This window comes from Chryseobacterium sp. SNU WT5 (assembly GCF_007362475.1).
Taxonomy (GTDB): domain Bacteria; phylum Bacteroidota; class Bacteroidia; order Flavobacteriales; family Weeksellaceae; genus Kaistella.
Map to the genome: position 1 here is coordinate 1,448,382 of NZ_CP041687.1, position 12,394 is coordinate 1,460,775.

Below are 12,394 nucleotides of genomic sequence, written 5' to 3' on the forward strand. Positions count from 1 at the left end.
ACGTGAAACATTATTTAAGATAAATCAGTAGTACATTTATATCAGCAGGAGAAACACCACTAATTCTACCAGCTTGCGCTATGGTTTTTGGTCTGATTTTGTTGAACTTTTGTTTCGCCTCAGCTGATAAAGATTTTAAATGAGCATAATCAAAGTCTTCAGGGATCTTTATCGTTTCTAAACGTAACAACTTTGCAACATTATCTTTCTCTTTTTCAATATAACCTTTGTATTTGATATTAATTTCAGCTTGCTCCTTTACTTCAGTTGTATATCCCTGGGTTACTTCTTTTATAAAATCAATTTCTTCCAGTTTTTCCAATGTCATATTGGGTCTTGTAAGTATTTGAGAAGAGCGATATGCCTGGTCAACAGGTGATGAAGAAATACTTTCTAATATTGGATTTATAATTCCAGGTTTTAGAGATGTTTCTCTTAGATAGCTTTCCAATTGATTACTGTTTGCAATTTTTTCCTGCACTTTTATAAGGCGTTCTTCTTTTGCTAATCCAATGTTGTATGATTTCTCTGTCAACCGAATATCTGCATTGTCCTGCCGTAAAAGGAGACGATATTCAGCACGAGAAGTAAACATTCTGTAAGGCTCATCGGTTCCTTTAGTGATAAGATCGTCGATTAAAACACCAATATAGGCCTCGTCTCTGTTTAAGATGAACGAATCTTTGCCATGAACTTTATTATGCGCATTAATTCCCGCAATTAGCCCTTGTCCGGCGGCTTCCTCATATCCTGTTGTACCATTTATTTGTCCGGCAAAATACAGATTCGCTACTAATTTTGTTTCTAGCGTATGGTTCAGTTGAGTAGGAGGGAAGTAATCATATTCTATTGCATAACCGGGTCTAAATACTTTTGCATTCTCGAAACCTGGGATGTGGCGCATTGCTTTTAACTGAATGTCTTCAGGTAATGATGAGCTAAAACCATTCACATAGATCTCTACTGTTCTCCAACCTTCAGGTTCTACGAACAATTGGTGGCGGGTACGTTCTGCGAATCTATTGATTTTATCTTCGATGCTTGGGCAATATCTTGGCCCGATACTTTCTATAGTACCATTAAACATGGGACTTCTATCAAAACCTTCACGCAATATATCATGAACAGTTTCATTGGTATATGCGATATGACAACTCATTTGTTTAGTAAGTTTCGGGCTGTCTAAATAGGAAAATTTCTTAGGATTTTCATCACCTTTCTGCTCTTCCATTTTAGAATAATCTAATGAACGACCATCTACACGTGGTGGTGTACCGGTTTTCATTCTACCAGATTCAAAACCTAGAGAGTCTAATTGTTCCGTAATACCGAATGCACGTGGTTCGCCCATTCTTCCTCCACCCAATTGTTTAGCACCTACATGTATTAATCCATTAAGGAATGTGCCATTGGTAAGAATTACTGATCTACCTTTTATTTCAAGACCCAGCGAAGTAATAACTCCAACTACTTTATTATTCTCGATTATTAAACTCTTCACCATATCCTGAAAGAAATCCAAATTGGGAGTTTGTTCCAGTGCTATTCTCCATTCTTCCGCAAATAACATACGATCATTTTGTGTCCGTGGAGACCACATGGCGGGTCCTTTGGATAAATTGAGCATCTTGAATTGAATTGCAGATTTATCTGCTATAATACCGGAATAACCGCCCATTGCATCAATTTCCCGTACAATCTGTCCTTTTGCAATTCCACCCATAGCTGGATTGCATGACATTTGTCCGATCGTTTGCATATTCATTGTAATGAGTAATGTTTTAGAGCCAAGATTAGCTGCGGCTGCAGCTGCCTCTGATCCAGCGTGGCCCGCTCCGACGACGATCACATCATATATATCGTTTATCATCTTAATTTTTTTAGATGTTCCACGTGGAACATATTTAAAGTATGTCTCAATTTCCTTAGAATTCAAATTAAATTATGGTAGAATCGTACTTGTTTTTACATTTGAGCAAGATAGAAATCTTCCTTCTCACGCATTAAAGTACTTTCCTCTGGAGTTTTATCCTTGTATCCACATAAGTGAAGAATTCCATGCGCTAATACACGATGAACCTCAGAATTGAAACTTTTATTATGAGTAGTTGCATTGTCTTTAATGCGCGGCAAAGATACAAAAATATCAGCCGAAATGGTAGTTCCCTTTACATAGTCAAAAGTGATAATGTCAGTGAAATAGTCATGTTGTAAATACTCCTGATTGATTTTTAACAATGCTTCATCAGTACAAAAAACATAAGTTATTTTACCCTGTTTTTTGTTTTCATTTTCTATAATAGTCCTTAACCAACCAATCGTTTTTTTATCGAAAGGGAGAGGGTCTACATCTTCAAAAAAAAATTGTATCATAATTTAAAACCAGTGTCCAAGAATGACATTAAAATGTCCTTTATTAGTAATTAAAGAGTGGTTGTAATTCACTTTGATTTGGCCGAACGGAGATTTATATCCAACAGCAGCACCAGCTGATGATTCTGAAATATGGAAAATATCATCTACCTGTAAGTCATTAAAAAGATTGGCAATAGAAAAATTTGCATCCAGATAGTAATTTTTGAAAACTTTAAAATGAAATGAATTTAAATTAGTTAGCAAGTTGGATGCACCTTGTTCACCAAATTCATAACCTGGGAATTTTGTGAAATTTCCAAGATTTTGTTGGAATATACCACCTAACCTATAAGTGTAATATTTGCTTAAATTGTCTCCGATAGTAACGCCACCAAATAGTCCCAACTGATATGTTAGCCAATCAGTAACTGGAAAATTAAGTTGTGCGGTAATCTTAGCTTGTAGTGTTTTACCATCACTCACTTTATTTAAAATATCCAAGATTTTTCCTTCTGCATTAAAGAAGATTCCTCTAGTGGGAAAGCTGCGATCATCTTGAGTATCGGTTTTAATAAATAAATAAGCATTTAAATAATTCTCAGGATCAACGAAGCCTGAAGTTCCGGCAAGTTTAGATTCAAAGTAATCTAAACTAAGTCCACCACCAATTGCATACTTATCACGCCATATCGACTGTATAAATGCTTCACTTCGAAACCAATTCCACTTATCATAAGTGTTCCCAACGTTATCTACCAAGTCTAGGGACATACCAGATGCATAAAGTCCAAATCCCGGAATGTATCCATTGTCGATAAAATAATTGAAATAGTAGCGAGGTTTATCACCAACTATTACATCTAGTGATACCGTAGAGTTTTTAAATAACAGTCTCTTTGCTGTTGCATTTAATAGTAAACCAGTTTTAAAAATTTCATCATAATGTAATCCGAATTTTAAGAAAAAGCGGGTATCATCTTCTGAAACATCTAACTTTAGTATATTTCTGTTGTCTTGCTGAATGATATCGTAATTAATTAAGCGGTAATTATTGGTCGCATACAGCTTATCAATCATTTTATTAATTCCACCGTACGTTTGTAAAGATGGAATTTTGAGATTCATCTTCCCTAAAATATAGTTTTTTTTGAAAATATGATCATTCTCCAAGGCTAAACTATCAATTTTGTAAACATTTGAATAGATATTACTCATTGGAGCGCGAAGTAATTTTCCGTCGTGCTTAGGCAGTAAAGAAAGTGGTTGGATGTATTTTTGTGCTTCTACATAGCCCGAGTCAAGGATTGCTTTCTTTGCATCGTAACTTGTAGCACCCATTCCTTCTAAATTAGGGTGAATGTTAATATCTGTATAATTGTACTGATTTTTTGTTTCCTTCTGTATTCCAAAATCAATCACTTGATTCAGGATAGCAATTGCAGATTGTAAATCACTCTTTTTCGCTAAACCCTGGCTAAGATCTACTCCAATAACAATATCTATCCCTTTGTCTTTTAATGGTTTAGAAGGATAGTTAATGGTCATCGCTCCGTCGATATATAAAGAATCTCCAATCTTCACCGGATCCATTAAAGAAGGAAATGCTGAACTCGCCATAATTGCACTCACCAAATCACCTTCTTCAAACAGTTTCATTTTCCCACTTTCTAAATTAGTAGCTACACACATAAAGGGAATAGGTAATTTAGAGAAATCGGTTATGGTAGAAACATTTTTAAACAACTCTTTTAAAAGATAAATATTTTTTTGGCCTGTAGAGATTGCTTTTGGAAGCACGTTGATCTTCCCATTTTTTACTGGAATAGTCAGAATATATTTATCGACAGACTTATTAAAGAAAGAGGTTTCCTGTCTTGTCTTCTCATTAGCGATAATTGAATAGAAGTCTGTATCCATCACAATTTTCTCAATTTCTTTACCAGTATATCCAGAAGCATACAAACCTCCTACAATAGCCCCCATACTGGTCCCGGAAATATAATCCACCTTCACTCCAAGAGAATCCAGGACTTTAATTACCCCAATGTGTGCGAAGCCTTTCGCTCCTCCACCAGAAAGAGATAAACCAATTTTTGGATTTTTAGGGATCGTAAAACCTTCTTTTACCTGAGCATTTATTTGAAAAGTCAGGACTAATAGCAGTAGAATAGTGAAATATTTTTTCATTAATTTTTGATATAAATACGTTTTACACGTCGTGAAATTGAAGTTAGAACTTCATAAGGTATTGTTTTACAATAGTCTGCAAATTGCTCTAATGAAGGGTTTGTATTAAATATGATGACTTCTTCACCTTCTTTAGCGGCAAAATTGCCAAGATCAATCATCATCATATCCATACAAACATTTCCTACAATCGGGAACAAGTTCTTCCGAATCCCTACAAATCCAACTTGATTACCAACTAATCTGGGAATTCCATCTGCATAACCAACCGGAATCGTAGCAATATTTGTATTTTCTTCCGGTCTGAATTTTCTGTTATAACCAACAGATTCTCCAGTATTAACTTGTGATATTTGAGATATGACCGTTTTGAAAGTTACTGCACTTCTAAGTTGGTTTTTGATTTCTTTATCTGCCGAAACTCCAACCATTCCGATGCCAATTCTTACCATATCAAATTGATAATCAGCAAAATTAACAATTCCAGCGGTATTTAAGATATGTCTTATAGGATTTTCTACCAATCCATCTGAAAGTATTTTAGAATTTTCACTAAAACTTTGAATTTGCTGCAAGGTATATGTCTTCTCAGAATCATCATCCGCAGAAGATAGGTGACTGAAAATAGAGGTAACCCTAACATTCATCTTCTTCAACTTTTCAATGAGGTGACTTAACTCATCTTTCTTAAAACCAAGTCGATGCATTCCTGTCTCCAACTTAATATGGATAGGATATCTGTGCTGTATTCCTTTATGGATCAACATTTCATTAAATAATTCCAGCACTCGAAAACTGTAAATTTCTGGCTCTAAATCATAATCGATTATGATATTATAGCTATGCTGTTCGGGATTCATAACCATAATAGGTGTTGTAATCCCATTTTTACGTAAATCGACGCCTTCATCAGCGTAGGCAACCCCAAAATAATCAATGTGGTGATGTTGCAAAAATTCAGCAATTTCATAACCGCCCAGACCGTAGGAATAAGCTTTGACCATTGCCATCATTTTAGTTTCTGGTCTCAGCAAAGATTTGTGAACGTTGATGTTATGGAGGATTGCATTTAGATTAATCTCTAAAACAGTATCATGTTTCTGAAGTTCTAAATAAGTTTTGACTTTATCGATCTCAAATTTTCGAGCACCTTTTAATAAAATAAGGTGATTTTCGATTTGATTTAAAAACTGACTTTCAATTAGTTCTGTCGTATTTTTAAAAGTGTACGTCTTTGAACTAAAATATTTTTCCAGTTGAGTTATTTCATCACCTATTAACAAGACATTTTCAAAATTCTGTTCGTTGGTAATTGAAATAACTTCCTGATAAAGTTGGTCTGCATTCTTTCCTTCGACAAAATCAGTAAGAACTAATGTCTTATGTGTTTTGTTATACTCATTGATATTTTGAAAAGCTATTTTTAAAGAATCTAAGTCGAGATTAAAAGAATCATTGATTATTAAATTATTGCGAACACCATTCACACTTTCCAAACGCATCTCCACTGCTTTTAATAAATTCAGTTTTGTAATAATTTTAGAATTTTCGAAACTAAATTCTTTCAAAACTGCTATAACACATAAAACATTACTGATTGTGGCTTCATCTCTTTGTTGGACGGGAATGGAGATTTCTTCCTCAAAATGATGAACGATGATTTGGTGTGATCTGTCTTTCCAATTATTTTTTATATGAATATCATTGTATTTTTTAAAACCAAATGATATTAATTTTTTGCTTGAATAGATATTAGTTATTTTATTGTATACCAATTCATTATCACCATTAAAAATGATAGTTTCTGAATCTTTAAATAAAATAATTTTTTCTTGGATAAGTTCTTCAACGGTATCGAAATTTGAAGAATGTGCAGAACCTATATGAGTCAGAATTCCAATTTGCGGCGAAAAGATATCTTCTAAGATCTCCATTTCGCAAGGTTTAGAAATTCCGACTTCGAAAATTCCTAACTGGTGTTTCTTAGAAATTTCTAGTAACGATAGTGGAAGACCTAGCTGTGAATTATAACTTTTCGGGCTTTTTACCGTAGCATAATCAAGAAATAAAGATTGATACAACCATTCTTTAACAATAGTTTTACCATTACTCCCTGTAATACCAATCGTTTTTAAACCAAATTGTTGAAGATGATATTTAGATAATTTTTGCAAAAAATCAAGAGAATTATCAACGATGAGCCAGGTGATATTTTGAAATTCTGGAAGATGATGTTCAGAAATTATGATCTTAATTCCCTTCTCTATTGCTGACTGGATATATTTTTCACCTGAATTTTTTGAAGTATTTACAGCCAGAAAAGCTGCATTCATTACAGAGAATAAGGTCCTGCTATCAAAGGTGATATTTTTAACTGCCAAATATTCTTCACCAATTAACTGAGAACCAGTAATTTCTGAAATTTGTTTGGTAGTGTAATTCATTTATTTTCGTTGTTCAGAAATTCATCATTAAAAACCCTTCTGCTCACTGCCTCGTAACTTTCTGTTTCGCCCAGTTGTACCAGGTCTGTGTTTTTTGTTGTTCTCATCGAATGATTAGCAAGATTTCCAGTTCTCTTACAAATAGCGTGAACCTTTGTCACGTACTCAGCTGTTGCCATTAAATTCGGCATTGGTCCAAAAGGACGACCCATAAAATCCATATCTAAACCTGCAATAACAACTCTTATACCACTATTTGCTAACTTGTTAGCTACTTCAACAATACTCTCATCAAAAAATTGAGCTTCATCAATACCTACCACGTCGCAATTGGGACCCAAAAGCAATATTTCGCTTGGACTTTGTACGGGCGTACTGCGGATTTTATTTTGATTGTGAGAAACGACTTCTTCGTTCGCATATCTCGTATCAAGTTTTGGTTTAAAAATCTCTACATTTTGTCCAGCCATTTCCGCACGTCTTAACCTTCGGATGAGTTCCTCCGTTTTTCCAGAAAACATAGAGCCGCAGATTACTTCCATCCAACCGCTTTGTTTCGCGTGATTTATTGTATTTTCTAAAAACATTTGTTAAATTAGCCGTAAGATTTAAAAGGTCAAAATTACGGAAATTTAATAAGATTCTATGATGCCACAACTCCAAGATATAAAGGAAAAAATGTTTTATGAAACAAAAAGTATTCTAGAATCGATCTCACAAATTAATTCTGCAGATGATCTTTTGGCTAACCAGAAATTATTCTCGGAAATGTCTGATAGAATAGCTTTTCTAAAGATACTGGCTGAAAACGAACATGCTTTTAAATCAATTCTTAATTCTACAGAAGTTAAGAGTTTTGAGCATCAAAATTTAAATATACCCGATGATGCTTCGCTCGTTTCAGAAGATGATACTGAAAGTATAATCGAAGAGAAAGTTCTATTTGAAAACGAGCTGAATAATATCGACAATCATGATGCAAATGAAAATCACACTTTTAATTCTGAATCTGATCAATCGTTTGTAGAACATAAGTTGGAGTCCGATACACAGGAAAACTCTACGCTTATTAGGGATGAGAAAGAACATGACGAGGATATTTCACTTTTAGAGGAAAAAAGAGCACTTTCAGAAAAAGAAGTGCACCGTAGGGAAATAGTGGAATTCACCGCACATAAAACTACCACTCCTGAATTTGCTGATAATTCGACCGAATATGTAGATTCGCCGAAGGTGCAAACAGAAAAGAAATTTAAACTTTCAAACATTAAAGGAATAAAAGCCGTTCAACATTTGTTTGATAATGATCCTGTGGAAGATGAAGAAGGTAAAATCGCTCCAGAACCCAAAAGTCTCTTAAAATCAAATGTGCAAACCGATTTTATGGAAGCAGAAAAAAAGAAGCCTGAATTCAGAATTGATCTTAATGATAAAGTTGCATTTACAAAGATTTTATTCGCTGGAAATGATGAAGAGTTACAAACCACAGTAGCTAAATTAAATAGCTTCAGTAATTTGGAAGATGCAAAACAATATCTTAGTGAAGTTTATTACCAAAAAGATTGGAACAAGGTAGATGAATATGCACAGCGACTCTGGAATTTGGTCGAAAATAAATTTATGTAAGATCTGAAAAAGCAATATGATAAAAAATATAAAAGATTTTCAAAACGTCTTCTTTATTGGCGTGGCGGGAGTCGGAATGAGCGCCATTGCTCAATATTTAAAAGGAATTGGGAAAGAAGTTAGCGGAAGCGATCGTTATTTTCATCCTGGGGAATACAACAAAACCAAAGAACAATTGGAAGCTGAAGGAATCAATTGTTTTCTTCAAGACGGAAGTGGAATTACAGAGAAAACCGATTTAATTGTAGTTTCTACGGCGATTGAAGATACGGTTTATGAAGTTCAGAAAGCGAAAGAACTTGGCATTCCGATTAGCAAAAGAAGCGAGTTATTATCGATTATTGCTAAAAGCAAAAAGACAATTGCAGTTGCCGGAACTTCCGGAAAATCGACAACCTCTGCGATGTTATATCAAATTTTATTAGATGCGAATTTAGAACCGAGTATTATTTCCGGAGCTGGATTAACGAGCATAATCAAACAAGGAAAAATTGGAAATGCCGCTGTCGGAAAAGGAGATTGGTTAATCATTGAAGCTGATGAAAGCGACGGTTCGGTTGTTCAATATGAACCAGAAATCGGATTGCTTTTAAATATTGATAAAGACCATCAAGAGATTGATGAATTGATTGAGCTATTCACCACTTTTAAAAACAATACCAATAGTTTATTCGTTGTAAATCAATCAAATACATTGGCCAAGTCATTGTCAACAAATTCGAAAAATGATTTTGGATTTAAAGATAAAAATGCAGGATATTCTGCTGAAAATTTTAAACAAGAAGGGTTGTTTTTAACGTTTGAAGTTTTGAATCAGAAATTTCAAATGAATTCATTGGGACAACATTCCGTTGAAAATGCTACAGCTGCAATTGCAGTGGCGAATCAAATCGGAATCGATTTAAAAACTTGTGCTGAAAGTTTAGCAATGTATGAAGGGATTTATAGGCGTCATCAAATCTTAGGACAGAAAAATGGAGTGTGGGTAATTGATGATTACGCACATAATCCCGCAAAATGTGCCGCTTCGATTAAAGCGTGTCAACCTTTAGCAGAAAAAGTTATTGCATGGTTTCAACCGCATGGTTACAAGCCAACGCGATTTTTGAAAGACGACTTTATTCAGGAAATTGCAGATGCATTAAGACCTCAAGATGAAATATGGATGAGCGAAATTTTCTACGCTGGAGGAACTGCAATAAAAGATATTTCTGCCAATGAATTAATTGAAGGAATTAAAGCAAAAGATAAAAAAGCCCATTTTGTCGAGGACAGAAATGATTTGTTAGAAGCGCTAAAACCAAAATTGAATCCAGGAACAGTTTTGCTTTTAATGGGCGCGAGAGATCCAAGTTTGGAGACTTTCTGTAAAGAATTGTTTGAAAATTTGTAATATAAAATAGGAACTGAAGCCTAAGATTAAAATCTCAGGCAAGAATATTGGCGGTTGCTATGCAACTGACAATTGAGTCACATAACGACGACCGATATCCCAGCGTTGGAATTTATTCCCATGCGACCAATAACGTTATTATAACATTGAGATATTTCAAAATGCCCAACACATATGTTCAATTATAAGTGCAGACGGTTTTTGCTGTAAAATACAGGAGAGCTATAATTAAGGAGCATTTTAGAAAAGAATTACACGCAGTAGTTGGGAATTTGATCAATGAGACAGGATGTAAAACAATCATTGTGAATGGAGTAGATGACCATATTCATTGTTTTTTTTCTTTGAAATCTTCAATTTCGCTTTCTGAGGTGATGAAAAGTGTAAAAGCAAAATCCTCAAAATGGGTTAATGAAAGTGGATTTTTAGAAGAACGGTTTGAATGGCAAAGAGGATTTGGCGGATTTAGCTACAGCCAATCTGCCATCAGCAACGTTTATAAATATATTCAGAATCAAGAAGAACATCATAAGAAGGAAAACTTTAAAGCAGAATATCAAAAACTATTAAAGGAATTTGAGATCGAGTATAATGAAAATTATTGGTTTGAGGATTTAATTTAAAGAATAGATTAATTTTGCCTGAGATTACAAATGAAAAATGATATCTAAAACCTGAGATTAAAATCTCAGGCAAGAAGATCGGCCGTTGCTGTGCAACTCACAACCCAGTCGCAGAGCGACGACCGATATAATAACGTTGGAATTTATTCCAAAAAAAGAAAAATGAGCGGAATCCTATATTTTGTACCAACACCGATTGGAAACTTAGAAGACATGACTTTCAGAGCGGTAAGAATTCTGAAAGAGGTTGATTATATTTTATGTGAAGATACCCGGACTTCAGGTTTTCTTTTAAAGCATTATGAAATATCTAAACCTCTGAAATCGTATCATTTACACAACGAACATCATACCACGCAGAAAGTAATTGATGATTTAAAAAACGGACAGAACATCGCAATAATTACCGATGCCGGAACGCCTGGAATTTCAGATCCTGGTTATCTTTTGGCAAAAGCTGTTTCAGATGACAATTTAGAAATGCAGTGTTTACCAGGAGCAACAGCATTTGTTCCAGCTCTTGTTGTTTCTGGATTACCGAATAATGAATTTTTATTTGCCGGATTTTTACCCCAGAAAAAAGGAAGACAAACCAAACTAAAGCAGTTAGCAGAAGAGAAGAAAACAATTATTCTCTACGAAAGTCCGCACAAGATTAATACGACTTTAGAACAGATCAAAGAATTTTTCGGTGAAGAAACAAAAGTGAGTTTAAGCCGTGAAATTTCAAAGAAATTTGAAGAAACTAAACGCGGAACTATCAATGAGTTAATTGACTTTTCCAAAAGCAAAACTTTAAAAGGAGAGATTGTTTTAGTGATCAATAATGTTGAAAGTAAAGAAGATGAAAGTGAAAAGCCTTTGTCCAAAAACAAATATAAAAACTTAGATAAATAAACTACAAGAATATGGGATTATTAGAAGGGAAAGTTGCCCTAATTACGGGTGCAACTCGAGGAATCGGAAAAGGAATTGCAGAAGTTTTCGCTAAACAAGGAGCACACGTTGCTTTTACTTATGCCGGTTCAGTTGATAAAGCGAAAGTCTTAGAAGAAGAATTAGGAAAAATAACCAAGGTGAAATCTTACCAATCAGATGCGTCGGATTATGATGCTGCTCAACAATTAGCAGCAGATGTAATTGCTGACTTCGGGAAAATCGATATTTTAATTAACAATGCTGGGATTACCCGTGATAATTTGATGTTGAGAATGTCCAAAGAGGATTGGGATACGATTATGAAAGTGAATTTGGATTCGGTTTTCAACCTAACGAAAGCGGTGATCAAGCCAATGATGAAAGCGAGATCTGGTTCGATTATCAATATGACTTCCGTTGTGGGCATCAAAGGAAATGCTGGTCAGGCAAATTATGCCGCCTCAAAAGCCGGTGTCATTGGTTTTTCCAAATCAATTGCTCTTGAATTAGGTTCTCGAAATATCCGTTGCAACGCGATTGCTCCAGGATTTATTGAAACTGAAATGACCGCAGCTTTAGATGAAAAAACTGTTCAGGGATGGAGAGATTCAATTCCGTTGAGACGTGGTGGCCAACCCGAGGATGTTGCCAATGCATGCGTTTTCTTAGCGAGTGATATGTCGTCTTACATAAGTGGGCAAGTACTGAATGTTGACGGTGGAATGTTAACTTAAAACTTTTAGAAGCTACTAATCATAAAAACCCGGGCCGCTCTCCACTATACCTGCCTGTCGGCAGACAGGTCTTTTTTCGTCGTTGCTCCTCAATAAAGGATGCCGGTATGATCA

10 protein-coding genes are annotated in these 12,394 nt (G+C 34.8%); 5 read left to right on the forward strand and 5 right to left on the reverse strand.

All coding sequences use genetic code 11. The features are described from left to right. Positions 1-10 precede the first annotated feature (10 nt). The 5 genes from mnmG to FNJ88_RS06965 all read right to left on the reverse strand — a co-directional run bounded on the left by mnmG (position 11) and on the right by FNJ88_RS06965 (position 7,573). Positions 11-1,870, reverse strand: coding sequence for a tRNA uridine-5-carboxymethylaminomethyl(34) synthesis enzyme MnmG (gene mnmG, locus FNJ88_RS06945; protein WP_143852490.1), 1,860 nt, complete (start codon positions 1,868-1,870; stop codon positions 11-13). Between the two features lie 95 nt (positions 1,871-1,965). Next, complete coding sequence (gene ybeY, locus FNJ88_RS06950) at positions 1,966-2,373, reverse strand: rRNA maturation RNase YbeY (protein ID WP_143852491.1); 408 nt, start codon at positions 2,371-2,373, stop codon at positions 1,966-1,968. 3 nt (positions 2,374-2,376) lie between these two features. Further along, positions 2,377-4,542 (reverse strand): patatin-like phospholipase family protein, encoded by a 2,166-nt coding sequence (locus FNJ88_RS06955; protein WP_143852492.1) that lies wholly within the window; start codon positions 4,540-4,542, stop codon positions 2,377-2,379. Further along, on the reverse strand, positions 4,542-6,986 hold the full coding sequence (locus FNJ88_RS06960) for a bifunctional UDP-N-acetylmuramoyl-tripeptide:D-alanyl-D-alanine ligase/alanine racemase (RefSeq protein ID WP_143852493.1): 2,445 nt from the start codon (positions 6,984-6,986) through the stop codon (positions 4,542-4,544). Before FNJ88_RS06960 ends, FNJ88_RS06955 begins: the two co-directional genes overlap by 1 nt. Then, complete coding sequence (locus tag FNJ88_RS06965; RefSeq protein WP_143852494.1) at positions 6,983-7,573, reverse strand: thymidine kinase; 591 nt, start codon at positions 7,571-7,573, stop codon at positions 6,983-6,985. Before FNJ88_RS06965 ends, FNJ88_RS06960 begins: the two co-directional genes overlap by 4 nt. 58 nt (positions 7,574-7,631) lie before the next feature. Here FNJ88_RS06965 and FNJ88_RS06970 point away from each other — a divergent pair, with 58 nt between their 5' ends. The 5 genes from FNJ88_RS06970 (at position 7,632) to fabG (ending at position 12,280) form a co-directional block, all read left to right on the forward strand. Continuing rightward, complete coding sequence (locus FNJ88_RS06970; protein WP_143852495.1) at positions 7,632-8,612, forward strand: hypothetical protein; 981 nt, start codon at positions 7,632-7,634, stop codon at positions 8,610-8,612. A gap of 16 nt (positions 8,613-8,628) precedes the next feature. Continuing rightward, entirely contained in the window at positions 8,629-10,005 is a 1,377-nt protein-coding gene (locus tag FNJ88_RS06975; protein WP_143852496.1) for a UDP-N-acetylmuramate--L-alanine ligase, read from the forward strand. Positions 10,006-10,193: 188 nt separating this feature from the next. Then, positions 10,194-10,628 (forward strand): IS200/IS605 family transposase, encoded by a 435-nt coding sequence (gene tnpA / locus FNJ88_RS06980; protein WP_228414584.1) that lies wholly within the window; start codon positions 10,194-10,196, stop codon positions 10,626-10,628. Between the two features lie 162 nt (positions 10,629-10,790). Next, entirely contained in the window at positions 10,791-11,525 is a 735-nt protein-coding gene (gene rsmI, locus FNJ88_RS06985) for a 16S rRNA (cytidine(1402)-2'-O)-methyltransferase (RefSeq protein ID WP_143852497.1), read from the forward strand. A gap of 11 nt (positions 11,526-11,536) precedes the next feature. Beyond that, positions 11,537-12,280: a 3-oxoacyl-[acyl-carrier-protein] reductase gene (fabG, locus tag FNJ88_RS06990; protein WP_143852498.1), complete on the forward strand. Its 744-nt coding sequence runs from the start codon at positions 11,537-11,539 to the stop codon at positions 12,278-12,280. Positions 12,281-12,394: the final 114 nt, after the last annotated feature.

Bases quoted from the DNA above. Each gene is read 5' to 3' on its own strand.
- ybeY (WP_143852491.1), bottom strand. From the start codon at position 2,373: ATGATACAATTTTTTTTTGAAGATGTAGACCCTCTCCCTTTCGATAAA.
- FNJ88_RS06975 (WP_143852496.1), top strand. From the start codon at position 8,629: ATGATAAAAAATATAAAAGATTTTCAAAACGTCTTCTTTATTGGCGTG.
- FNJ88_RS06960 (WP_143852493.1), bottom strand. From the start codon at position 6,986: ATGAATTACACTACCAAACAAATTTCAGAAATTACTGGTTCTCAGTTA.
- fabG (WP_143852498.1), top strand. From the start codon at position 11,537: ATGGGATTATTAGAAGGGAAAGTTGCCCTAATTACGGGTGCAACTCGA.
- rsmI (WP_143852497.1), top strand. From the start codon at position 10,791: ATGAGCGGAATCCTATATTTTGTACCAACACCGATTGGAAACTTAGAA.
- mnmG (WP_143852490.1), bottom strand. From the start codon at position 1,870: ATGATAAACGATATATATGATGTGATCGTCGTCGGAGCGGGCCACGCT.
- FNJ88_RS06955 (WP_143852492.1), bottom strand. From the start codon at position 4,542: ATGAAAAAATATTTCACTATTCTACTGCTATTAGTCCTGACTTTTCAA.
- FNJ88_RS06965 (WP_143852494.1), bottom strand. From the start codon at position 7,573: ATGTTTTTAGAAAATACAATAAATCACGCGAAACAAAGCGGTTGGATG.
- FNJ88_RS06970 (WP_143852495.1), top strand. From the start codon at position 7,632: ATGATGCCACAACTCCAAGATATAAAGGAAAAAATGTTTTATGAAACA.